Genomic DNA, 22382 nt, shown 5'->3' on the forward strand with positions numbered 1-22382 from the left:
TACTGTATGAAATTCACAGTTTATCACGCAATAGACCTTGATTTACACGAGAATCTGCGAAACGATCAGGCGGGTTCGATATGTACCAGCACATCATAGACCGCCGGTTTGGCTTCCAGGATCGCATTCTTTACGGCGTGGGCAATGGCATGTCCCTGACTGACAGTCAGATCACCCGGAACGATGACGTGCAGATCGATAAAATACTCGAACCCGGTTTTGCGAACCCTGAATTTTTCAATATCCATAACCTGCGGAACGGTCATGGCGATCGACTTTAATTCGGCTTCCCAGTCGCCAGCGGGCGTTTCATCCATGATTTCGCCAAACGATGGACGAAAGATGTGGTAGGCATTGTAGACAATCACCCCGGAAGCCAGCAAAGCGGCCCAGTCGTCGGCACTTTCGTAGCCAGGCCCGCCAATCAGCGCAATGCTGATTCCTGCAAAGGCGGTCAAGGACGTAATGGCGTCGCTGCGGTGGTGCCAGGCGTCGGCTTTTACGGCACTACTGTCAACCTCATCGCCTACCTTGGCTATTCGTCGGAACAAAACCTCTTTCACAACCACAACACCCGCCAGCACGGCCAGCGTAAACGGAGCAGGTACTTCATGAGGAACGCGTATGTTCTGAATACTCTGAACCGCAATCAGGATAGCTGCGCCTACGAGTGCCAGCGCAACCACAATGGCCGCCAATGGTTCTGCTTTTCCATGCCCGTACGGATGGTCTTCATCAGGAGCCTTGGATGCTGTTCGAAGGCCAAGCCACACAAAAAAAGACGTAACGATATCGGTCGCCGATTCCATCGCATCCGCAATGAGGGCGTATGAATTGCCAAGCCATCCGGCAATGCCTTTTACCAATACTAGTGCAACATTGACAAAAATGCCTATTAACGTTGTTTGTTCTCCCCGTTTGGCTTTATGTGGTTCTATGGTTGGCGAATTCATTACGTTTGTTTTTGACGAATTCAGGTTTTTGGTAGATAAACTAACAGCTGACTCAGAAAGGTTGAAATTTCGCAAAGAAAGATTTAGTTAGCCGCATCACTCAATCAATTTTTTGCGGTGATTTTTGCCCCACAAAATCATTTCGTCCACCAGCGGTTTCAGACTTTTGCAGTACGCTGATACGTCGTACGTTACCAAAACCGGAGACGTATCATAGACGGTACGTATCACTAGTTTATTTTGTTCCAGGTCCCTCAGTTCTTTAGTCAGCACTCGGGTCGTAATTGGAAGCACTTGCCGCTGAATATCCCGAAAGCGGTTTGAGCCCTGACTAATGGCAATCAGAATAGGGAGTTTCCATTTGCCGCTGATGACAAACAGGGTATCCTGGACGTATTTTATTTTCTGCTCAATGGGTAAATCGTCAACGTGCATATCTGGTATTCTTTAGGTTACTGGCATCAAAAGTATATCAATGTCGGCATACTTTTGAGAAAAAACAGCGATGAAAAGGGCATTGATAACAGGAGCAACCAGCGGTATCGGTAAGGGGGTTGCCATAGAGCTCGCCAGACAAGGATTTACGGTCGTTATTCACGGCCGGAATGATCAGAAAACAAGTCAGGTTTGTGAAGAAATTAAAACGATCTCGGGAAACACAGCGGTCGACTATCTGGTGGCCGATCTGTTTCTGATGGAGCAGGTGCGTAAGCTGGCCGGCGAATACCACCAACGCTACGGTCGATTGGATGTGTTGGTAAATAACGCAGGTGGGCTGATGAGTAAAGAACGCGAAACCACGACTGAGGGAATCGAAAAAACGATGGCCGTGAACGTAATGGCCCCTTTCCTGTTGACCGGGCTATTGCTGGATTTACTGAAAAATAGCCCCGATGGTCGAATAATAAACGTATCGTCTAATTCGCACAAACTGAACGCCAAACCCGACTTTTCAGACTTACAACTGGAGCGTGGCTACGATCCACTACGGGCGTATGGTAATGCCAAACTCTTCCTGATCTGGCTGACGCAGCAGTTAAGTAAGCAGCTAAAACGACAGGGGATTGATAACCTGACGGTCAATGCTGTGCATCCGGGAGCCGTAGCGACGAATTTTGGCGTTGAAAGCAATCTGGGGAGTGTTCTGAAGGTCATGGCAAAACTGGCCCGTCCGTTTTTTCGTACGGCGGAACAAGGTGCCGACACACTTATTTATCTGGCGTCGTCGGATGCTGTGAATGGTAAAAGCGGACTGTATTTTGTCGATCGTAAGCCGGCCAACGTAACCACTACGTATTATACGGAAGAGCGTGAACAGCTGATCTGGGATTATTGCGATCAGCTCACAAAATCGCTGGTAGCCTGATTCCTGTCAGGTGTTTAAGCTTTTTATTGTACGCCATAACGTTGTCGATGACTACCCCTAAATCCCCAAAGGGGACTTTGCTCTGCTTGACAAAGTCCCCTTTGGGGATTTAGGGGGATAAGAGGTTGAGTTTCATAAACAACGCTTCTTAACACAACGGGGAGCCATGCAGTAAGAAGCGTTGTTTATCGGTTTAGCGCCGTCATGAACCGTTCGGGGTAGCGGGTTCCCGAAACAATTCCGGCGGGCATGATGGCGTCAATAGCCTGAAGGTCTTCACAGGTGAGGGTCACGTTTTCAGACCCAAAATTTTCCTCCAGATACGTAATACGTTTTGTGCCGGGAATCGTAATGATATCGTCGCCCTGGGCGAGAACCCAGGCAATAGCCAGTTGAGAAGGTGTACACCCTTTCTCGGCAGCTAATACCTTTATTTTTTCGACTAGTTCGAGATTCTTCTGGAAATTCTCTCCCTGATAACGTGGCATATGAAGGCGGCTGTCTTTAAGATCGTCGGGCGATTTAATAGCACCGCTCAAAAATCCCCGACTTAAAGGAGCGTAGGCTACGAGTCCAATACCCAGCTCCCGTAGCGTTGGGAGTATGTCTATTTCTATGTCGCGGCTCCAGAGCGAGTATTCTATTTGCAAAGCCGTAATCGGGTGCGTTGCGGCTGCTTTACGAATCGACTCGGCTGACGCTTCTGACAGACCAACGTAACGGATTAGTCCCTGTTGAACCAGGTCGAACAGTGCTCCAATTGTTTCCTCAATAGGGATCGTAGGGTCGACGCGGGCGGGCGTGTACAGATCGATATAGTCGGTCTTCAGGCGACGAAGACTGTAAAAGATGGCATTTTTCAGGAAGTTGGGATGTCCGCACGATGGCCCCGGTCCCATAGCGCCCCCCGGCCCCGGTGCTACCAGCTGACCCGTTTTTACGGAAAGAAACGCTTTATCTCGTTTACCCGCTATTGCTCTTGAAATCAGTTCTTCGTTATGGCCGAGCAGGTAATAGTCGGCGGTATCCAGAAAATTATGTCCTAGTTCGAGCGCCCGTTCGATGGTGGCAATCGATTCGTTCTCGTCCGATTGACCATAAGCCCCCGACATACCCATGCAGCCTAATCCTACTGCCGAGACCGCCGGGCCATTTGTTCCCAATGTTCTGTTCATGATTCGTGTTTTTGGTACGGAACAAAGGTCAGGCGTTGCTCAGCAAAGGACCCGGACAAAACGCATTAGTTCCCGGACAAATCCTGAACAAACGTAGCGATGGTGGTGCCGGTTACTTTCCTGAACAGTCGGGAGAAATAATCGGGATCATTGAAGCCGAGATCGTAGGCCAGCTCTTTGATCGATGAACTTTCTGAATAACAAAGTCGCCGTTTGGCCTCCAGAATGAGTCTATTCGTGATGTATTCTTTAGGCGAAAGCCCGGAATAGTGTTTAACAAGGCTGTACAAACTATTGGTATTCAGCGCGAGTTTTTCGGCGATGTCGTTGATTGTCGTATGGTCAGTCAGGGTATTTTCTACCAGATTTTTGAAGGTAATGTATTTGGAAAGCCGATCGTCGGCGGGGTTTTTGTCTGTAGTAAAATACGCTACGTTAATCTCGGTTAGAAGGCTGTTCAGATGCGCGAGTAGTAATTCTGGATCGGTGGCTGGATTGCCTAACAAATCAGTCAGATTCTTGAAAATAGCGGTTAGTCGGGTTGCGGCCGACGGGCTGAACGTAATTTTCTGGTTGTTGAACGGATTGATCAGAAACGGATACTGTCGAGGTAAGCGGGAAAGACACTGATCGTCAAAGCCAAGCTTGAAATACGTAGTGCCTTGTTTGGTGGCTGGAAGCTGATGAATCTGATGGGGAAGAATGAACAGCAGTTCATTGTCTTTTACCGCAAATTGCTGAAGGTCGACGCCGTGGTGAGTGATGCCATTCCGCATAAAGATGAGAAAGTAGTGCGTCTTACGATGCGTAAGATCGTACCGATGCACTACATCAGAAGACAGATGTCCAAAACCGGGCGAGACCAGATAGATTGGCAACTTGTGGTTTTGAGAATATCGATGAAGAAATGATTCTTCTGTTTGCATGCGATAACGGGCCGTTTGGCTTACGGGTATGTAAGTATTAATCGAATCTTAATCTGTCAGCAGAAGGGATCTCTGTAAATTGTAGCCGCGTTTTTTACCCTCATTGACCAGGTGGTTTTCCGGTGAGGGACTCTCAACCTTATACTGAACCTAGTCAATTTTCCAGGGTATGCACTGGTGCGTACCTGTGAACAATGAAACAACCGGCTATCCCATCCGTAAACGTAGTCATTCCTGTTTATAAGTCAGCGTTGACGGAGTATGAGCGTATTTCGCTACGTCAGTGTCTTCGCGTATTGGGCCATTATCCTATTGTGTTGGTAGCTCCTCAGTCACTCGATGTATCGGCCTATCGGGAGTTCGGGAAGGAGTTTGAGCTTCGTACGTTTGACGATTCTTTTTTTACAGACATTCAGGCGTATAACAAGTTAATGCTGTCGGAGCGCTTTTATGAAGCCTTTACGGATCGGGAGTTTATCTTGATTTATCAGTTAGACGCCTTTGTCTTTACAGATGAGCTGGCCTATTGGTGTCAACAACCCTATGATTACGTAGGAGCTCCGATATTACGTGACCGTGATTTTACGGGATGGGTGGATGAACTCAACTTTACGGTACGACAACGTATTGCTACGTGGCTGCATTTAAAAAAAGCCGACGGTTTAACGCCCCGCGAGATTATTTCCCTGAATGTTGTTGGGAACGGTGGCTTATCGCTCCGACGGGTTTCTGCGATGCTTGCCTGCCTGAAACGATTTAAGACAAAAGTGGCTGAGTATACCGCGAATTCGCTGTATCAGTACAACGAGGATATGTTCTGGAGTGTTGAGGTTAATCGTTTCTGGCCGCACTTACGCATTCCCCACTACACAAAAGCGCTACATTTTTCCATTGAGTTTTTTCCGCAGTGGGCCATTGAGCACTACAACCAGGGACAACTGCCGTTTGGCTGCCATGCCTGGGATATTCACGGAACAGACTACTGGCGTTCTGTTTTTTCGGACTATGGTTACCAGATATAACTTTTCACTGTAAACATGATGACCCCTATACGTACCATCCTTGACATCAATATGTTAGGCATGGGTTTGTATTACCAAAAGTCCAGAACAGGAGTTAGCCGGGTAGCGGAGCAGTTATTGATGGGGTTATGGCAGGCCCAGGAGGTTTCGTTACGCCTGGCTGCATCGAGCCATCTGCCGGAATCGATGCGGTATGCGTATCATCAGTTTGGGAAAAAGGAAGCCATTTTCCTGAATCGACGTATTGAAAAAGGCCCGGCTCTCCTTGAAAATGAGCTGTTACGGCCTTTTCCGATTCAGAGCTTGCCCTCGAAATTGATTCGGGAAGGTTTTTACAGAACCAAACGAATACTCCATCGCGAAAAGGCATATTTTAATACCCGCCAATGGCTATCGGGCAGCATTTATCATTCTCCATTCTATGCCATTCCCGACGAAATTGCCAGGACTAAAACGATCCATACTGTCCAGACAGTTTATGACCTGATTCCTATTTTTCACCCCGAGTGGTTCCCGGAGGGTGAAAGCTCGGTTAGAATGATGCTGGAGAAATTAACTCCAGATACACACGTAATAACGGTGTCGGAGGCCACCAAACAAGACCTGTGTTCGTATTCAGGAATCGACCCAAATCGAGTTACCCCCATTCATTTAGCTGCTTCGCCGGACGTCTTTTATCCCGTAGCCGATGCGGAGCGGTTACGCCAGATTCGCGAACAGTATCGGATCGGAGAGTCGCCTTATTTTCTCAGTCTGGCTACGTTTGAGCCGCGCAAAAACCTGGACCATCTGATTCGCTGTTTTGTGAATGCGGCTGAAAGTAAAGCCATTGCTGCTGATATTAAATTGGTTTTGGTAGGGGTAAAGGGCTGGAAGTTCGATACGATTATTGCTGAACTGGCGAAGAATAAAGCGATGCAGGAACGTATTGTTGTCACCGGCTATGTTCCTGATCATGAACTGGCTCCATTATACTCTGGAGCAATGGGTTTTATTTATCCATCGTTGTATGAAGGTTTTGGGCTGCCTCCTTTGGAAGCCATGCAATGCGGAATTCCGGTTATTGTGTCAGACATTCCATCGATAAAAGAAGTCGTAGACGACGCTGCCATCAGTGTATCGCCAGTCGATGCGGATGCGTTAAGCTCAGCCATTATCAACGTAGCGAATTCCGAAACCTTACGTAATACGTTGGCCCGGCAATCCGTGGAAAGAGCATCCTTGTTTTCCTGGGAGAAATTTATTGACGATCACATAGCCTTATACAGACAGATTAGGAGTAACTGAGTTGGGATAGTTATGAGATTGGTAGGCTGATACGTAATAGTTCTGTGTTGTAAATACGCTAACGTATAGTGGTGTCGGTTACCTGGATGTATTAATTGTTGGAAATTGGGAACATAAGGCCAGGTTGACGGTTTGTTGAAAGAAGGATAACCCCTGCCAGATGAATAGCGACCTCGTATATAGGCAAATTCAGCCTGACCATTCTTTAGTTGATTTTGTAGATTGTTTCTGGATGCTGGAAACGCAGACGGATCAAGCCAGAGATGTTGTTGTGTTGCCCGATGGACGTATTGATCTGGTGCTGGCTCAAGCGCAGTCAGAACCGTTTCATGTGCTGTTGATGGGACTTGGAACCGTACCCACACCGGCTAGGATGGCTCCCCGGACCCGTATGGTTGCCATAAGTTTCAAGCCGTTGGCGATAGAGTATATCCTTCGTCATCCGGTAGCCGCTCTGGTCGATACGGTCCAAACGTTGCCGACTGACTTCTGGGGATTCTCGGGCAGTGACCTGGCTGATTTTGAACTTTTTGTGAAAAAGGCATCTAGCCGTATTCAGGAGAATCTGGAGGAGCAGGTTGATGATCGGAAGCGGAAACTATTCAACCTGATTTATGAAACTCAGGGAAGCATGCCGGTGAATGAACTCGCTGAGAACGTGTATTGGAGTAGCCGGCAAATTAATCGATATTTCAATCAGCAGTATGGCGTATCGCTGAAGACGTATTGTCGGGTGCTGCGATTCAGAGCCACGTTTACGCAGATAAAAGAAGGAAAGTTGTTTCCTGAACAGGCTTTTGCCGATCAGGCACATTTCATCAAAGAGATTAGAAAGTATGCCGGTACTATTCCCAAAGAACTCTTTCGGAACAAAAACGGCCGATTTATACAATTTTCCGCCTTATCGTCAGACTAGTTTTGTGCTCAACCTAAAGCAGTAACAACACGATGATGTACGATAAAACCATTGCAATTGTGGGCGGTGGCCCTGGCGGACTTACACTTGCCCGACTCCTTCAACAGAAAGATATTACCGTAACTGTATATGAGCGTGACAAAGACCAATATGGTCGTCAGCAGGGCGCTACGCTCGATTTACACCATGACTCTGGACTACGAGCCTTAGAAATGGCCGGTTTGATGGATGCGTTTAAAGCCAGCTATCGACCGGGGGCCGACAAAATGCGTATTGCTGACTCCACTGGGGCAGTAGTCTATGACGACCATGAGCAAAAAGAATTGTCTGACTTCGGTAATGATACGTTCCGGCCTGAAATTGATCGTGGACCGCTACGCGATTTGCTGATCAACTCCCTGCTGCCGGGTTCTATCGTTTGGGATTCGCAGTTTACGGAGATGAAACCGTTGGCCGACGGCTGGGAACTCCACTTCACAAATGGAGAGGTGGCTTATGCCGATATCGTGATTGCCGCCGACGGAGCGAATTCTAAAATCAGGTCTTATCTGACTTCTATTCAACCGATCTATTCGGGCATCACCATTGTCGAGGGAAACATCTATCAGGCGAGCCAAAACGCGCCGGTATTGAACACGCTTCTGCAGGGTGGAAAAGTATTCGCTTTGGGAAGCGAGAAAAGTATCATTCTTAGTGCCAAAGGGGATGGGTCGCTGTCTTTTTACACCGGAACGAACGAGTCGGAAAACTGGGTACGTGAGTCGGGTATCGATTTTACCAATCGGCAAGAGGTGTTCAACTGGTTTAAAGAGCGATTCAACGATTGGGCATCGATCTGGGATGAGTTGTTTACCTCCGACGATAGTTATCTGATACCGCGACCCATGTATCATTTTCCGTTGGACCAGCATTGGGAAACGCTACCAAACCTGACAATGATTGGCGATGCGGCCCATCGGATGCCGCCCTATGCCGGTGAGGGTGTCAATATGGCCATGCAGGATGCACTGGAACTGTATGAGAACCTAACAAATCCCGCATTTTCTGATGTTCGTCAAGCCATTGCCCAATATGAAAAGCAAATGTTACTACGTGCTTCCGCAACCACCGAGCTGACTCTGCAACAGACCGAAGCCCTCCATGCACCAAACGGCCTGAATTATCTGGTGGGAATGTTTCGTGACATGGACGATGCCGACTCCGACATGCGCAGGAGTGAGATCCGTTAATACCAAATCATGAGGTCATTATCTGATCAATCAACGACCTCATGATTGTAGCATTGAGAAACTACGCCATTCCTCCGTTAGCGTAGGTCCGCCGGAATTCGTTGGGCGTTATCCCGATATTTTTCTTGAAGAACTGACTAAAATTGGGCTGGTCAGCAAAGCCAATGCAGTAGCCAATATCCTGTAAGGTCCAGTCGGTCTGGAGCAACAGGGCCTTGCTTTCGTCCAGTAGACGGCTTTTAATGTGCGTACTGATATTCTGGCCCGTATGCTTCTTTAGTAATGCGTTCAGATGATTGGGGTGTAATTGCAATAAGTCCGCAAATTCTTTGGCAGTACGTATCCGCAACGGTTTGTCGTAATTAATAGTGGCTGTCTCGTTTTCGAGCAGATGAAAGAAGTCGTGAACATGCCGATAATCGTCCGATACCGTGGCTGGTTCAGGGAAATTGGCTTCTTTCATACTTTCAATCATAATCAGTTGCAGGTAAGCCTGCATGCTGTCTTCGGCCAGGTTGCCACCCGTCGTTGATTCTTTCTGCAGCTGGTGAAAGAGGTTATTTACTGTAGTTGCTGCGGCCGATTGCAGGCGAATAACGCTCCGGTGTGGATCAGAAAAAAGTCGATATTTATCCATCACTGATTTCAGCATCGGATGCTGATCAACGTAGCGTTTCTTAAACAGACAATAATGTTTCGTCCAGCCATCCGATAGATTCCGCCAGGAAATAATCTCGTTGGGATGCATGAACACGATACACGATTCATCGACGTAATAGCTATGCATCCCCAGACTGAACACACCAGAGCCGCCGGTCACGAACATGACCTTGTAAAAATCCCGCCGATTGGGCGACAGGTAATTGCTACAAAGACTATCCTCGGCTACCCGAATGTTCCAGTTCTCGAAGTAATGCCGTTCAACCGGCGTTACGTCGGGAAGATCTTCCAGGAGGGTAATTCGTTTGCTGTCTGCCGTTGAGTCAACCATACATTTAGGTTATAACGTAGCCATGTCGATCACAAACCGATACCGCACGTCGCCTTTCAGCATCCGGTCGAAAGCAGTTTGTATGTCTTTCATGTCAATCAGTTCAATATCCGATACGATGTTGTGTTCCGCGCAGAAATCCAGCATTTCCTGCGTTTCGGGCAAGCCGCCAATCATGGAACCAGCCAGACTTTTACGACCTGGAATCAGACTAAACGCGACAATCGACGATGGCGTTGGTGGTGCGCCTACGCAGATATGTACACCATCGGTTTTGAGCAGATGAAGGTACTGATTGTAGTCGTGCTCCGCTGATACAGTATCCAGAATGAAGTCAAAATAACCGTTTACAGAAGCCAGCTGTTCGGGGTCGCTGGTTACCACAAACTTGTGAGCGTCAAGCTTTTTAGCATCTTCTTCTTTTTTAGGCGACGTGCTCAGCACCGTTACTTCAGCGCCGAACGCTACGCCAAATTTGACGCCCATGTGGCCCAGACCACCCAAGCCCAAAACGGCCAGTTTATGGCCTTTACCCACGTTCCAGTGACGTAGTGGGGAGTAGGTTGTGATACCCGCACACAACAATGGTGCGGTAGCGGCCAGATCCAGTTTTTCGGGAATATTGAGCACGAAATCTTCGTGAACCACAATCGAGTCGGAATAGCCACCATAGGTTGGTGTTTTTTTATCCTGTTCCAGTCCATTATACGTTTGCGAGTGGCCGTTGGTGCAATATTGCTCCAGACCATGCTGACAGTTGTCGCACACCCGGCAGGAATCAACCAGACAGCCAGTACCGGCCAGATCGCCGACCTTAAATTTTGTTACGTGGCTACCAACGGCTGTCACACGTCCAACAATTTCGTGGCCCGGAACCATCGGGAATATGCCGCCACCCCACTCGTCCTTGATCTGGTGAAGGTCTGAATGACAAACACCGCAGAAGTCGATCGCAAATTGAACATCGTGTGGGCCAACTTCCCGGCGTTCAAAATTCCAGGGAGCCAAATCTGTGTCTTTCGTTTGAGCAGCGTATCCTTTTACAGCAATCATAGGTTTGTTCAGAAATGAAGTTCATGCGGACACTACGTACTATCCACATGGCAAAATTGGACGATACGGGTCAGCTACTTTATAGCAAAGTCAAAGCAATTTATATGAAAATCAAAGATGGTACTTCCCGGAAGGTGGATATCGTCAGAAGCTCATGAGCAATGGCTGCCGATGGAAGTTTTCCGCCTTCGTCTTGTTCCTAATTACCAGAACAAATTGGTCCTGCATCAAAGGACCTCCAAACGTGAAAATCAGGGCTTCGTTTAGTAGGTTTTCGTAAACTGTGCTTTAGCTAGAAACTGTATTCGTTACCAAAGGAACAGGCTATGAATAGAAAATTCAACTACGTATTGCTGTTTATATCGTTTATCGTTTTATCCGGATTACAACTAGGTGCCCTAACCGCTTTTGCTCAGGGGCCGGGCCAAAGACTGCCTCTCCCTCCTATACCTCTTAAAGGCGATACGACCCATACCTTATCTAAACACTTCACGACGGGCTCTACCACAAAAAAAGCACCAGACGCCAATGGATTTATTCAGCGTTGGCTCGTGCTGGAACCTGTAAAGAAAGATATAGCCAGAAATAACATTTTCACTGACAACTACCTCAAAACAACGTTTTCAGCCGATAACTTTTCCAGCGATTACACCGTCGTTCCCCGTAATGGCTCAACCGTAAACGTGGGCAATCAGGAACTGAAGTGGTACGCCCTGGACAGTAAGACGTTCAATTTTAATTTATACCACTTTACCTACGCCATTAACAAACCAAAATACGGAATACTTGTCTGGCTTGTTACGGTCATCGATTGCCCCGAAGAAATCAACGATGTCAGGATGGCTGCCGGGTGTAATTCCGGCAGCATGTGGTGGTTGAATGGGCAGGAAGCAATGATGCTTTCCGGCGACAGAGATATGATTGCCGATAATGTTACCTCTACCCGTTTAAGGCTTAAAAAAGGCAAGAACATCATTCGCGGGGCCGTAATAAACGGACCGGGTATGGCTAACTTCTGCGTTCGTTTTTTGGATGAAAAAGGGGTGCCTATTAAAAATATCAGTCTTAGTTACGAATAATAGATCGCAGTCTATTTACGCTAAAAAACAACGTAGTACATGAAACGAATGAACGTATCCTGCCTGATAATTCTATTCGCCTTATTAATCAGTCAAACTCTACTAGCTCAGGTCGGAAGGCCGTTTATTCATGATCCCTCGACCGTGGCGGAATGCGACGGCAAGTACTATACTTTTGGTACAGGGGGGGGCGGATTAATTTCCGATGATGGATGGACATGGTATGGGGGCGGAGTGAGGCCAGGTGGTGGAGCGGCTCCTGATGTTATTAAAATTGGGGATCGTTATCTGGTCATATACGGAGCCACTGGTGGCTCGCCCAACCACAAAGGAGCAATTCTCACCATGTGGAACAAAACATTGGACCCCAAATCTCCAGATTTCAAGTACTCTGAACCAGTAGTAGTCGCTACGTCGGATGGCTATGAAGAGAATGATGCCATTGATCCCGGTGTAATGCTCGATCCGACTACCGGACGCCTTTGGCTAACCTACGGCACCTATTTTGGCTTCACTCGCCTGATTGAATTAGATCCCAAAACCGGTGGCCTCAAGGCAGGCAATAAACCCGTAGATGTGGCTATTGTGTGCGAAGCCAGTACGTTGGTCTATCGCGACGGTTGGTACTACCTGCTGGCCACGCACGGCAGTTGTTGCGATGGTGCCAACTCTACTTATAATGTGGTGGTGGGACGATCCAAAAAAATAACCGGTCCTTACCTCGATAATGTGGGAAGAAGTATGTTGGAAGGGGGAGGCAAAATGGTAGTTGCTACTCGAGGAGAATTAATAGGCCCTGGACATTTCGGGCATATCGTTCTGGAGAAAGGTGTTGAAAAAATGTCTATCCATTATGAAGCGGATTTAGCGCAGGGGGGGCGTAGCGTATTAGGTATCCTTCCGGTGGTTTGGAAAGATGGCTGGCCTGTTGCCGGAGAAACGTTTAAAGAAGGTACGTATGAAATTGAATCGGTACGAAGAGGATATGGACTGGAATTGGCCGTTGATTTTACACGAATGGCCGTTGGACCACGGGGTTTTGGTCAACCTAACAACGACCCAATAAAGCCGGTCGCAGCTCAGCAGTTAGCTGATGTCATAAAAAACTGGCCAACGGGTACTATTGGTTTGCGAATAGGCGATTATATGTCTCGTCCCCATCAAAAATGGACGATTACCGATGCCCCCGATACGACCGGCTATTTAGGTGGTCCCTATTATAAAATTGTACTGGCCGGAACCGATCGGGCCTTAGCGGCAACTGCTGATGCGGAAGTAATTACCGTACCGGCATTTACCGGTACACCCGAGCAGTTATGGCGCATCGATCAATTGACGGATGGTACGTATCGAATCATGCCTAAGGTGGTACCGAATTCAGGAAAGAAGTTAGCACTGGTATCTTCCGGGGATAGCACACCGACATTGGCCGAATTTGATTTTAACAGCGACAATTCTAAGTGGAATTTTAGGGTTCCCTGAGCATATTCTTTACACCGTTGATGCTGTGAGCATTGGCTATTCTGTTACCCTCGGCATTCTTCTGTTTGTAACTGATTAGTTGGTAACGATTGTAGCGAGCGTACTTTGAGACTATTAGTAGATAATAGCGTTTAATGACTGACCCATTCAATCCGTCACATACCATCAAGCCGATGCTGAGATGAGCTGCATTAACCTACCCCTATTTTAAAAATGGCTAATTAGGCTCTCCCATAGCTGAGCCTAATTAGCTTATTGGGCCTAATCTACTCCTTCGGCAGCCGCAACGTATTGTAATTACCCTCAATAAGCTGCTGGAAATTCTTGAGTATGGAGCGATACGTTTCTGTTTTTCTCGGCATCACTAAGCCGGCTTATCGTGATGAATAATTGGATCGATAAAGCCCGAACCATGTCTAGGCCTAGGTTTCGCTACCTTCTAAAAACAGACTTAAGTGACAAAAGTCGTGCTAATGCGCAAGATGTTAGTTCGTGTGAACAGCCAGGTACGGAGCAAAACGACTGATCTGTATATCCTTCTGTTTGAAAAGGGGTAGCTTTGCTATATACGGGGATGTTCTTTTTTATCATGGCTAGCGTTTGGTAATGCCGGAATTACAGAACCTTAGAAGAAACTAGTCAGGGTACCGTGTTTACTTCAAGGACTGAGCTACCATAAACCCGATGTCGGGCAGATTTGAAATCGCTAGCGCGTGCCTTATAGCTATTTTTCAGGAATGTCTGTGGGTTGCGGTCGATCAACGGAAACCAACTGCTTTGCACCTGAATCATCATCCGATGCCCTTTTTTAAACGTATGCAGCACATCCTGGAGCTGGAACGCTACGTTCGTTACCTGATTCGGAGTAAAAGACTCCGGTTGCTCAAAAGAGTTACGAAACCGTCCACGCATTACTTCCGAGCGAACCATCTGCTGATAATTAGCTAATTGCGTGTTGGGGTTTGCCTGGTAGGGATGATTCGGTTCGTCGGAGGGATACACATCGATGAGCTTAACGACCCAATCCGCATCCGTGCCTGTGGTGCTGACCGCCAGTCGAACAGTAATTTCTCCGCCCACCGTGAGGTTATCAGTTAATACGTCTGTTTGAAAGGTAAGTACGTCAGGCCGATTACTGGCAAACCGCTGATCGGCCGACATGTAGCTGGCCAACGCACTGAAATCAGGCTCAGCCGTCAGGGTTGCTTCGCAGTAGGGGACCGGATGAGCAGGATCGCTGATATAGTCCCGGAAACCTGTCGGATTGCTTTCCTGTGTACTGAGCTGACCGTTGGGGCTCAAATACCAACGGAATCGGCGGCTATTGGTCGTGGGCCATTCCGAAAACGTTCGCCAGGTTTTCTGACCCGTATCAAATAACGTAACGGCAGGTAACCCTGTTTTATCGTCGCCAGTGCCTTTCAGGTAATGGTGGAAGAAAGGAGCCTCGAGATTGCGCTGATAGTACGTTGCCAGGCTGTCACCGAAATACAGATCATTGTGTAGGGTGTGCCCGGTTTCTTCCGACCAGCCCCGATGGCCAAACGGTCCCATCACTAACATCGGGCGTGCTGACGGGCTACGTTGGGCAAGAGTCTTGTAGATACTCAGTGGGCCGTACAGATTCTCGGCATCGAACCAGCCTCCAACAACCAGCACCGCCGGCCGAATAGTCCGCAGATGGGGGAGGATATTACGCGCCTGCCAGAAGGTATCGTAATTGGGGTGTTCCACTGTTTGCTGCCAGAATAGGTTCTTCGCCAGGTAGGGCTGTGCGTTGACCAGAGGCCCCAGCTTTACATGCCATGAATATTCAGTCTCTTTCCCGGTATCAATCCAGTTTTTCAGAAACCAGGGCTTTGTAGTAGGACATGATGGCCTGTCGCCGAACAGCGGATAGGCTAGCAAGGTGACCTGCGTGAAGGCGCCATTATGGTGAATATCTTCCCGGAAGAAGTCCGCAATAGGTGCCTGGGGCGAGGAGGCCTTTAACGCTGGATGGGCATTGATCGAACCGGCTATGGCATAAAACCCCGCATAGCTCATACCCCACAATCCCACCCGGCCATTGTGGTAACGTACATGATGAAGTAGCCAGTCGATCGTGTCATACGTATCGGTACTTTCATCAATACGTGTAGACGTGGGTGATTCCTGACCATCACTGACAATGGGAGTCATATTAGTCCAGCGTCCCTCGGAGGCCCAGCGCCCCCGCACATCCTGGTACACAAAGATATACCCATCCGCCTGTAGCGTGGGCGACGGGCCCAGAGCGACTTTATACTGGTCGGCGCCATAGGGTGTCGAGCCGAAGCAGGTGCGTTGCATCAGGATCGGATACGTGTTGGTCGATGAGGCATTCCGGGGAACATACACGGCTGTGTAAAGCATAATCCCATCGCGCATCGGTATTCGGTACTCTATCTTCTGATAATGTGCCCGCACCGAGTCAGCCGCTTGGCCAGATGCCTGTAGGTATACCGCCATCAAGAGGTTTAATACGGTAGACAGAATTGTCCGCCAGAATAGGTCGCTCATACCGTCAGTTGCTGATGAATAAGTAGTCCAATAGTTTTTAATCCCTGAGCAATACGTTCGTCAAAAGGCAGGCCGTAACTGAGTCGCATACAGTTGGTATACTGCGGTTGAAGGCTAAACAAACTGCCCGGCATAATACTAATCTTGTAGGGCGCCAGCTGATTAACCAGTTCCAGCGTATTCACCCTGGGATCGACTTCAACCCATAACGTAAAGCCACCCTGTGGCTCGCTGATGCGTGTACCACTGGGAAAATGGGCTCGAATGGTCTGCTGGTAGCGTTGGCAGTTGCTTTTCAATCGCTGCCGGAGTCGGCGCAGATGTAACTCATACCGATCATTGGCCAGAAAGGTAGCTACCGCCTGCTGGGTAATACCCGGCGAGAAACCCGCCTGATACCGCTTGACCTGAAGTAATTGATTGTAGTAGCGCCCCGGAGCTACCCAACCTACCCGGTAGCCAGGAGCCAGGGTTTTGCTCACAGACCCACACCACAAGACCCAGCCTTGCCGATCGAAAGCCTTGCAGGGCAGTGGACGATCAGGGGCAAAATGCAGATCACCGTAGAGGTCATCTTCGATGAGCGGAATCTGGTACGTCTCGATCAACTGCACTAGCCGTTGTTTGTGAGTATTTGGCATGCAACAGCCGAGTGGATTGCTAAAGTTTGGCACCAGCAAACAGGCCTGTAGCTGCCCCTGTTGTAAATACCCTTCCAGCACATCCAGATCAACGCCCGTTCGAGGATCGGTTGGCAATTCGAGCACCTTCAGCCCCAGGGAGAGGATCGTTTGAAGAATCCCAAAATAAATGGGACTTTCTACCGCCACCGTATCGCCCGGCTGCGTAATAGTCTTTAGGCACAGGACCAGTGCCGCTGTACAGCCTTCGGTGGTGATAATCTGTTCGTCGGTGAGCTGACCTCCCCAGAATAAGGCGTACCGGGCAATTTGCCGACGTAGTGCCGCATTCCCTGCCATCCGTTCGTACTCAATGCCGCCGTTCGGGAGTTCGCGCTGGGCCTGCTGGATGGCCTTCGTTAACTTATCGACAGGCAACAGCGAGGGCGCTGGCATACTCAATGAAAACGGAAGCCAGCCCGGCTCCCGTTGCTGGTGCATGATCCTGTCGACTATCGATTCATGATCGGAAAGCGGAGTTTGGTGGGCCATGGCCTGGGGAGCCGACCGGCGCGGAACATCACCCATCCGTTCGACGAGCGTTCGGGCGTAGTAGCCCGATTGAGGCCTGGCTTCTACTAAGCCATCGGCTTCCAGACAATAGTAAGCCTGTTGCACCGTACTGATGCTGACGCCGAGTTCCTGGCTAAGCATGCGAACGGAGGGCAGTTTGTCGCCCCCAGTTAGCATACCCATCCGCAACTTATCGCCAAGCTGACGAGCGATCTGCTGATACTTGGGAATACTCAGACTCATGGACCTTAAGGAGTAACGAAATTCTGTTCTTTGGAGCAAAAGTAGCAGACGCATCTGTACGTATTGCCATACAGATTTTTTCAAAATCTGTCATACAGTTTAACGGTAATCGTCAAGACCCGACGCAGTGAACTGTATGGGTGCGGAATCACAAAAGTGTATCTGTTTCCATACAGGTAAGTTCCGTTGTTTTGCCTCATGCAATCTCAGACAACTTCCCATCTCAATATCACTCAACTGCGGGCGGATACACCGGGCTGCCAGGACAGCCTGTTTATGAATAGTGCCGGAGCTTCGTTAATGCCGCAGCCTGTCGTTCAGGCAATGCAGGATTATCTCCAGTTAGAAACCCAATTAGGCGGGTACGAAGTCGAACGGATGCAACAGGCACAGATCGCCAAGCTTTACGAGGAAACGGCTCGACTACTGAATACAAAGCCGGGCAATATTGCTTATGCCTACAGTGCTACTGATGCTATGATTCAGGCCCTGTCGGCTATTCCATTTCGAGCCGGTGATACGATTCTGACCACCAACAATGATTACGTCTCCAACCAGTTGGCCTTTCTATCGATGCAGCTGCGATTCGGGATTCGGCTGTTACGGGTCAACGATTTGCCAAACGGTGATCTTGATCTGACTCATTTAGACGAACTAATCCGGACATATCGACCTGTGCTGGTCGCTATTACTCATATGCCGACCAACTCCGGCCTGGTTTTGCCTGCTGAAGAAGTGGGGAAACTCTGCCATGAATATGGCGTCTGGTATCTGCTCGATGCGGCTCAGTCTGTGGGACAACTAACGCTCGACGTTAACCGCATTCAAGCCGACTTTCTGGTCGCAACGGGACGAAAGTTTCTGCGCGGCCCACGAAATACGGGATTTCTTTACGTATCGGATCGGGTACTGGAGGCCGGACTCTCCCCCTTATTCATTGACCGACGGGCCGCTACCTGGACAAGTCCGGAGACCTATACCTTGCAGACAAGTGCCCGCCGATTTGAACCACAGGAGATTTCGTTGCTCACAGTGGGATTAGCCGAAGCCGTTCACTACGCCAACCAGGTCGGAATTGACGCAATTTCCCAACAGAACCAAAACCTGATGCACCAGCTGCGAACGGGTCTGCAACAACTCGACGGCCTGACGTTGCTGGACTGGGGTTCCCAGCAAGGTAATATTCTGACCTTTCACACCATCCGCCAATCGCTCCCAACGCTGGAAGCTACGCTCAGGCGTGAACGAGTGTTCTTTACGACCCAGTATTCGGCTTCCGCCCTGATCGACTTCCAGCGGAAGGGCGTAGATTGGTTGATCCGGTTGTCACCGCACTATTTCAATACGATGGACGAAATAGATGCCGTAGTAGATATACTTGCGCAGGCTTTAGGATAACCTCGACTCTATTTCGTAAAATATCGGCTGCCTTTAGCCATAAACCAATCGAGCTTATGCAGAATGATTATTTAAAAAGTGTAATCAGTCAGTTTGAGTATTATAAGCTATTAGGTGAAAAAACCTTGGCTCAACTACCCGACGAGGCCTTTTTCTGGCAGTATAATGCGGAAAGCAACAGCATTGCTACGCTGGTGAAGCACCTTTGGGGGAATATGTTGAGTCGATGGACGGATTTTCTAGCAACCGATGGCGAAAAAAAATGGCGCGATCGGGATGGCGAGTTCGTCAATGACCTTCAGTCCAGAGATGAAGTACTTCAGAAATGGCAAGAAGGCTGGCACGTTCTTTTAAAAACGCTTAAATCATTACAAGAAGATGACTTAACTAAACTAATCTATATTCGACATCAGGGGCATACGGTTCAGGAAGCCATTAACCGGCAGTTAGCCCATTATCCGTATCATATTGGGCCACTGGTTTTTATTGGGAAAATGCTGGCTGACGATTGGGTTTCGCTCTCTATTCCCAGAGGTAAATCCATTCACTATAACGCCGACAAATTCGCGAAGCCAAAACGCAAGCAACATTTTACGGATGAATTTCTAAAACCGGATGAGCCCGCTTTAGACGATTGAATAAAACCAGGAACCATCATGACCCAAGAGGAAGCCCGTCAATTTGCTGATGAATGGATCAGTGCGTTTAATGCACACAACCTGACTGCCATTCTGGAACATTATGCTGATGAACTGGAGTTTTATTCTCCCTTTGTTCTGCTACTGAAGTTCAATGAATCAGGTTGTATTACCAGTAAACGTGACCTGGAACGCTATTTTGGGGTGGGGCTGCGTACTTACCCTGACCTGCATTTTACCCTGCATAACGTTTTTGTGGGGATTAATACGCTGGTTATTTACTATACTTCAGTGAACGGCCGACTGGCCAGTGAAGTGTTTCACTTGAATGAGCTTGGTAAGGCCGAAAAGGTATTTTGCCACTACGCGATCGATAAAACTTCTCCTGAAAACAATTAATGTAATCTCCTTTTATGAGCGATAGTGACCTACTGGCTCATGCCATCGGCGCATTAGCCTACCGCTTTACTGTAGCGATCTCAGGTTGTTCTGAAAGCTTTGGGAATTATAAAATTAGCAGTCATACCCGAAGCCCAACGGAGATACTCAATCACATGTATGATTTGGTAATCAAAACGATGACGATGATTCAGGAAGGTCATTTTAATTGTCCGCCACCTGAAATACTGAGTTTTGACAGTGAGTATAACCGCTTGGTTGAGGGACTACAGGAGCTACGAGAAATAGTAAAAACCGTACCGATTGCGGATGACGTTTGTAAACGATTGTTACAAGGTCCGATTCTGGATATCGCCACTCATATTGGTCAACTAGCTATGCTGAATGGATTAAATGGGAATAAAATCCCTAAAGAAAATTATTATATAGCTGACATCAACTAAAGAATGACTGATTGTTTCCGTTACGTTCTCACTAGAGGTCCCTAAAATTCAGATGACTCATGTTCGTAGAAAGGAGACCGATCGTCCTAAGCCGGAAAACGAATACCGGTCGCTTCTTCCGCCAGTTGCCATAGGCGAGTGGCGGTGGTTTCATCCAGCGCATTATCAGCATAGTCGAACTTGACGGGGTAACCGCGATAACCCCCGTCCTGGTCCGGGCTGTAGAAATCAGCGCCTTGTACATCGGGCATCGTGGCTGCATACAGGCTTGGCAAGGCTCCTTGCCAGGGTTCCATTAAGTCACCAATGCGCTGAACGGCGGCATCGTACTCGGCCTGATTCATATGTCTGGATAAGTCCGTGCTGTTGGCACCAGGCTGGACGGCAACCGATAGCACAGCGTCGCCCACCTGCCTGATCCGTCGGTCTAACTCAAGTGTCAGTAGAATATTGGCCAGCTTGCTCTGGCTGTATTCTCGATACGTATCGTACGATTGTTCGGAATGCAGATTATTGAAATCGATCTGCCCCCGCAGATACGCCATGCTGCTGACCGTAACAACACGAGAACCAGGAGTTGCTTTGAGTAGGGGATACAGATAGCCTGTCAAGGCGAAATGACCGATAAAGTTTATGCCAAATTGTAACTCAAAACCTTCTTCTGTTTTCAATTCGGGGCAATACATTACCCCGGCATTATTGATCAGTACGTCCAGGCGGTTATGCGTTCGACTGAATTGGTCGGCCATATTTTTGACAGATGTCAGACTGGCCAGATCCAGTATGGCGGTTTCAATAGTTCCTGATCCGGCTTGTTGCCGGATGGCTTCGGCGGCTTTGTCCGCTTTTTCCTGATCGCGGCACGCAAGAATTACGGTTGCTCCGGCTTTGTATAGAGCCAGGGCGGTTTCATAGCCAATGCCCGTGTTGCCGCCCGTTACGATGATCGTTTTGCCCGTCTGAGCAGGCATATCATTTGTTGTCCACATACTTGTCTGGTTTTATGGACACAAAGTTCGGGGTATAGGCGCGGAGAAGAGGTATAAAAACGAAACGGAAAACTATAAAAATCAATCGACCCTGAATGCTTTTGGGGTAATGCCTGTCCGTTTCTTAAAAAAGGCAGAAAAGTGATTTGGCTCCTGAAAAGCCAGACTCCAGGCAATTTCGTTGATGGTCCAGTCGGTGGTTTTGAGCAAAATTTTAGCTTCCTGCAAGATTCGTTCGTTAATATGCTGGATGGTTGTCTGGCCCGTTTGTTCTTTCAAAGCTTTGTTGAGATGATTAACATGAATGTTCAATTGTTGTGCAAAGCCCGATGGCGTACTGATCTGAATAACCTGGTTAGAAAGGTCGATTGGGAACTGTCGTTCCAGTAATTCCAAGAAAATGGCTGTAATACGTTCGTTCGCATTGGATTGGGTTGTTGCTGAGGCTTCGGTAGGGTGCCGCTTCTGGGCCCCGTGAATGACCTCCATCAGCAGATTTCGTATCAGATCGTATTTGTAACTATAAGAGCCAGCCAGTTCTTCCTCCATTCGCAAGAATAGTTGTCGAAAGAATAGGGCATCGGTTTCTGATAGCATCAGCACACCCAATTCAGTATGCTGAAACACGGGAAAAGCTTTTATATCCCCCATCTGGCTCAGAAACGCTTCGGTAAAAATGCATATATAGCCTGTCTGTTCTTCTGTTACTCGCTCCCACAAATACGGCATCATTGGATTGGTGAACACCAGACTAGTGCCTTGAATATCAAAGGTTTTATCGGCGTAGAAAATGCGATTCTTACCCGTGATCAGGCTGATTTTGAAAAAATTACGTCGACTGTAATTGGCCTGCTTATGATCGGGTGACAATACGTCTTCAATTCGGAACATATTAAAGTGCCCTGCTTCGCCAAGTAGTAGTTGGAGGGGTTGCTGGATACGTTCGTAGAAGCTGTCGATTGTTGTGAAGTCAGGCATAGAAACGATTTAATTGTCTACAAGCAACGAGGCAAAGCCTCTGTATGTGCTGGAAAGGATCATGGCTTTTCAGGGTCAAAC

Annotated in this window: 21 protein-coding genes; 11 read left to right on the forward strand and 10 right to left on the reverse strand. The window is 48.3% G+C overall.

The annotated features are described in order from the left end of the window. Window positions 1-65 precede the first annotated feature (65 nt). Window positions 66-953, reverse strand: coding sequence for a cation diffusion facilitator family transporter (locus GK108_RS14025; protein ID WP_163949177.1), 888 nt, complete (start codon window positions 951-953; stop codon window positions 66-68). A 96-nt stretch (window positions 954-1049) separates the two neighbouring features. After that, window positions 1050-1388 carry a winged helix-turn-helix transcriptional regulator gene (locus tag GK108_RS14030; RefSeq protein ID WP_163949180.1) on the reverse strand — a complete coding sequence of 113 codons (339 nt, stop codon included), beginning with the start codon at window positions 1386-1388 and terminating at the stop codon, window positions 1050-1052. Between the two features lie 70 nt (window positions 1389-1458). On the opposite strand from GK108_RS14030, the gene GK108_RS14035 reads away from it, so the two are divergent. Continuing rightward, the gene (locus tag GK108_RS14035; RefSeq protein ID WP_163949183.1) at window positions 1459-2319 is read left to right on the forward strand and encodes an SDR family NAD(P)-dependent oxidoreductase; all 861 of its coding nucleotides are present in this window, start codon (window positions 1459-1461) and stop codon (window positions 2317-2319) included. Window positions 2320-2504: 185 nt separating this feature from the next. On the opposite strand, the gene GK108_RS14040 is transcribed toward GK108_RS14035, so the two are convergent. Together GK108_RS14040 and GK108_RS14045 are read right to left on the reverse strand one after the other, a co-directional pair. After that, window positions 2505-3494 (reverse strand): aldo/keto reductase, encoded by a 990-nt coding sequence (locus GK108_RS14040; protein ID WP_163949186.1) that lies wholly within the window; start codon window positions 3492-3494, stop codon window positions 2505-2507. 65 nt (window positions 3495-3559) lie between these two features. Further along, window positions 3560-4420 carry an AraC family transcriptional regulator gene (locus GK108_RS14045; RefSeq protein ID WP_163949189.1) on the reverse strand — a complete coding sequence of 287 codons (861 nt, stop codon included), beginning with the start codon at window positions 4418-4420 and terminating at the stop codon, window positions 3560-3562. A 194-nt stretch (window positions 4421-4614) separates the two neighbouring features. On the opposite strand from GK108_RS14045, the gene GK108_RS14050 reads away from it, so the two are divergent. The 4 genes from GK108_RS14050 (at window position 4615) to GK108_RS14065 (ending at window position 8874) form a co-directional block, all read left to right on the forward strand. Then, window positions 4615-5442 carry a DUF5672 family protein gene (locus GK108_RS14050; protein WP_163949194.1) on the forward strand — a complete coding sequence of 276 codons (828 nt, stop codon included), beginning with the start codon at window positions 4615-4617 and terminating at the stop codon, window positions 5440-5442. Between the two features lie 15 nt (window positions 5443-5457). Continuing rightward, entirely contained in the window at window positions 5458-6729 is a 1272-nt protein-coding gene (locus GK108_RS14055) for a glycosyltransferase family 4 protein (protein WP_246224898.1), read from the forward strand. A 160-nt stretch (window positions 6730-6889) separates the two neighbouring features. After that, window positions 6890-7645, forward strand: coding sequence for a helix-turn-helix domain-containing protein (locus GK108_RS14060; RefSeq protein ID WP_163949197.1), 756 nt, complete (start codon window positions 6890-6892; stop codon window positions 7643-7645). 32 nt (window positions 7646-7677) lie between these two features. Further along, entirely contained in the window at window positions 7678-8874 is a 1197-nt protein-coding gene (locus tag GK108_RS14065; RefSeq protein ID WP_163949200.1) for an FAD-dependent oxidoreductase, read from the forward strand. 61 nt (window positions 8875-8935) lie between these two features. Here the strand turns inward: GK108_RS14065 and GK108_RS14070 are convergent, their stop codons facing one another. Together GK108_RS14070 and GK108_RS14075 are read right to left on the reverse strand one after the other, a co-directional pair. Then, complete coding sequence (locus GK108_RS14070; protein ID WP_163949203.1) at window positions 8936-9865, reverse strand: helix-turn-helix domain-containing protein; 930 nt, start codon at window positions 9863-9865, stop codon at window positions 8936-8938. Between the two features lie 9 nt (window positions 9866-9874). Then, complete coding sequence (locus tag GK108_RS14075; protein WP_163949206.1) at window positions 9875-10918, reverse strand: NAD(P)-dependent alcohol dehydrogenase; 1044 nt, start codon at window positions 10916-10918, stop codon at window positions 9875-9877. A 326-nt stretch (window positions 10919-11244) separates the two neighbouring features. On the opposite strand from GK108_RS14075, the gene GK108_RS14080 reads away from it, so the two are divergent. Together GK108_RS14080 and GK108_RS14085 are read left to right on the forward strand one after the other, a co-directional pair. Further along, window positions 11245-11997 carry an acetylxylan esterase gene (locus GK108_RS14080; RefSeq protein WP_163949209.1) on the forward strand — a complete coding sequence of 251 codons (753 nt, stop codon included), beginning with the start codon at window positions 11245-11247 and terminating at the stop codon, window positions 11995-11997. A gap of 39 nt (window positions 11998-12036) precedes the next feature. After that, window positions 12037-13479 carry a family 43 glycosylhydrolase gene (locus GK108_RS14085; protein ID WP_163949213.1) on the forward strand — a complete coding sequence of 481 codons (1443 nt, stop codon included), beginning with the start codon at window positions 12037-12039 and terminating at the stop codon, window positions 13477-13479. A 639-nt stretch (window positions 13480-14118) separates the two neighbouring features. Here GK108_RS14085 and GK108_RS14090 read toward each other — a convergent pair. Then, a complete protein-coding gene (locus GK108_RS14090) occupies window positions 14119-16020 on the reverse strand; it encodes a CocE/NonD family hydrolase (RefSeq protein WP_163949217.1) in 1902 nt (633 codons plus the stop codon). Beyond that, window positions 16017-17456, reverse strand: a complete 1440-nt coding sequence (locus GK108_RS14095; protein WP_163949220.1) for an aminotransferase-like domain-containing protein — start codon at window positions 17454-17456, stop codon at window positions 16017-16019. Before GK108_RS14095 ends, GK108_RS14090 begins: the two co-directional genes overlap by 4 nt. A 198-nt stretch (window positions 17457-17654) precedes the next feature. On the opposite strand from GK108_RS14095, the gene GK108_RS14100 reads away from it, so the two are divergent. The 4 genes from GK108_RS14100 to GK108_RS14115 are packed head-to-tail and all read left to right on the forward strand — an operon-like array spanning window position 17655 to window position 20334. Further along, window positions 17655-18854, forward strand: coding sequence for an aminotransferase class V-fold PLP-dependent enzyme (locus GK108_RS14100; protein WP_163949223.1), 1200 nt, complete (start codon window positions 17655-17657; stop codon window positions 18852-18854). 56 nt (window positions 18855-18910) lie between these two features. Beyond that, the gene (locus GK108_RS14105) at window positions 18911-19492 is read left to right on the forward strand and encodes a DUF1572 family protein (RefSeq protein ID WP_163949226.1); all 582 of its coding nucleotides are present in this window, start codon (window positions 18911-18913) and stop codon (window positions 19490-19492) included. An 18-nt stretch (window positions 19493-19510) separates the two neighbouring features. Next, window positions 19511-19891: a nuclear transport factor 2 family protein gene (locus tag GK108_RS14110; protein ID WP_163949230.1), complete on the forward strand. Its 381-nt coding sequence runs from the start codon at window positions 19511-19513 to the stop codon at window positions 19889-19891. A 14-nt stretch (window positions 19892-19905) separates the two neighbouring features. Continuing rightward, window positions 19906-20334 (forward strand): hypothetical protein, encoded by a 429-nt coding sequence (locus tag GK108_RS14115; RefSeq protein WP_163949233.1) that lies wholly within the window; start codon window positions 19906-19908, stop codon window positions 20332-20334. 86 nt (window positions 20335-20420) lie between these two features. Here the strand turns inward: GK108_RS14115 and GK108_RS14120 are convergent, their stop codons facing one another. Together GK108_RS14120 and GK108_RS14125 are read right to left on the reverse strand one after the other, a co-directional pair. After that, window positions 20421-21323, reverse strand: a complete 903-nt coding sequence (locus GK108_RS14120) for an oxidoreductase (RefSeq protein ID WP_163949236.1) — start codon at window positions 21321-21323, stop codon at window positions 20421-20423. 81 nt (window positions 21324-21404) lie between these two features. Then, window positions 21405-22301 (reverse strand): helix-turn-helix domain-containing protein, encoded by an 897-nt coding sequence (locus GK108_RS14125; protein ID WP_163949239.1) that lies wholly within the window; start codon window positions 22299-22301, stop codon window positions 21405-21407. Window positions 22302-22382 lie beyond the last annotated feature (81 nt).

This window comes from Spirosoma terrae (assembly GCF_010435915.1).
Lineage (GTDB): Bacteria > Bacteroidota > Bacteroidia > Cytophagales > Spirosomataceae > Spirosoma > Spirosoma terrae.

What these genes read in the sequence shown, in the direction of transcription:
- GK108_RS14105 (WP_163949226.1), top strand. Translation starts at nt 18,911, where the DNA reads ATGCAGAATGATTATTTAAAAAGTGTAATCAGTCAGTTTGAGTATTAT.
- GK108_RS14040 (WP_163949186.1), bottom strand. Translation starts at nt 3,494, where the DNA reads ATGAACAGAACATTGGGAACAAATGGCCCGGCGGTCTCGGCAGTAGGA.
- GK108_RS14055 (WP_246224898.1), top strand. Translation starts at nt 5,458, where the DNA reads ATGATGACCCCTATACGTACCATCCTTGACATCAATATGTTAGGCATG.
- GK108_RS14120 (WP_163949236.1), bottom strand. Translation starts at nt 21,323, where the DNA reads ATGTGGACAACAAATGATATGCCTGCTCAGACGGGCAAAACGATCATC.
- GK108_RS14025 (WP_163949177.1), bottom strand. Translation starts at nt 953, where the DNA reads ATGAATTCGCCAACCATAGAACCACATAAAGCCAAACGGGGAGAACAA.
- GK108_RS14090 (WP_163949217.1), bottom strand. Translation starts at nt 16,020, where the DNA reads ATGAGCGACCTATTCTGGCGGACAATTCTGTCTACCGTATTAAACCTC.
- GK108_RS14110 (WP_163949230.1), top strand. Translation starts at nt 19,511, where the DNA reads ATGACCCAAGAGGAAGCCCGTCAATTTGCTGATGAATGGATCAGTGCG.
- GK108_RS14035 (WP_163949183.1), top strand. Translation starts at nt 1,459, where the DNA reads ATGAAAAGGGCATTGATAACAGGAGCAACCAGCGGTATCGGTAAGGGG.
- GK108_RS14045 (WP_163949189.1), bottom strand. Translation starts at nt 4,420, where the DNA reads ATGCAAACAGAAGAATCATTTCTTCATCGATATTCTCAAAACCACAAG.
- GK108_RS14050 (WP_163949194.1), top strand. Translation starts at nt 4,615, where the DNA reads ATGAAACAACCGGCTATCCCATCCGTAAACGTAGTCATTCCTGTTTAT.
- GK108_RS14085 (WP_163949213.1), top strand. Translation starts at nt 12,037, where the DNA reads ATGAAACGAATGAACGTATCCTGCCTGATAATTCTATTCGCCTTATTA.
- GK108_RS14100 (WP_163949223.1), top strand. Translation starts at nt 17,655, where the DNA reads ATGCAATCTCAGACAACTTCCCATCTCAATATCACTCAACTGCGGGCG.
- GK108_RS14075 (WP_163949206.1), bottom strand. Translation starts at nt 10,918, where the DNA reads ATGATTGCTGTAAAAGGATACGCTGCTCAAACGAAAGACACAGATTTG.
- GK108_RS14115 (WP_163949233.1), top strand. Translation starts at nt 19,906, where the DNA reads ATGAGCGATAGTGACCTACTGGCTCATGCCATCGGCGCATTAGCCTAC.
- GK108_RS14070 (WP_163949203.1), bottom strand. Translation starts at nt 9,865, where the DNA reads ATGGTTGACTCAACGGCAGACAGCAAACGAATTACCCTCCTGGAAGAT.
- GK108_RS14030 (WP_163949180.1), bottom strand. Translation starts at nt 1,388, where the DNA reads ATGCACGTTGACGATTTACCCATTGAGCAGAAAATAAAATACGTCCAG.
- GK108_RS14125 (WP_163949239.1), bottom strand. Translation starts at nt 22,301, where the DNA reads ATGCCTGACTTCACAACAATCGACAGCTTCTACGAACGTATCCAGCAA.
- GK108_RS14065 (WP_163949200.1), top strand. Translation starts at nt 7,678, where the DNA reads ATGATGTACGATAAAACCATTGCAATTGTGGGCGGTGGCCCTGGCGGA.
- GK108_RS14095 (WP_163949220.1), bottom strand. Translation starts at nt 17,456, where the DNA reads ATGAGTCTGAGTATTCCCAAGTATCAGCAGATCGCTCGTCAGCTTGGC.
- GK108_RS14080 (WP_163949209.1), top strand. Translation starts at nt 11,245, where the DNA reads ATGAATAGAAAATTCAACTACGTATTGCTGTTTATATCGTTTATCGTT.
- GK108_RS14060 (WP_163949197.1), top strand. Translation starts at nt 6,890, where the DNA reads ATGAATAGCGACCTCGTATATAGGCAAATTCAGCCTGACCATTCTTTA.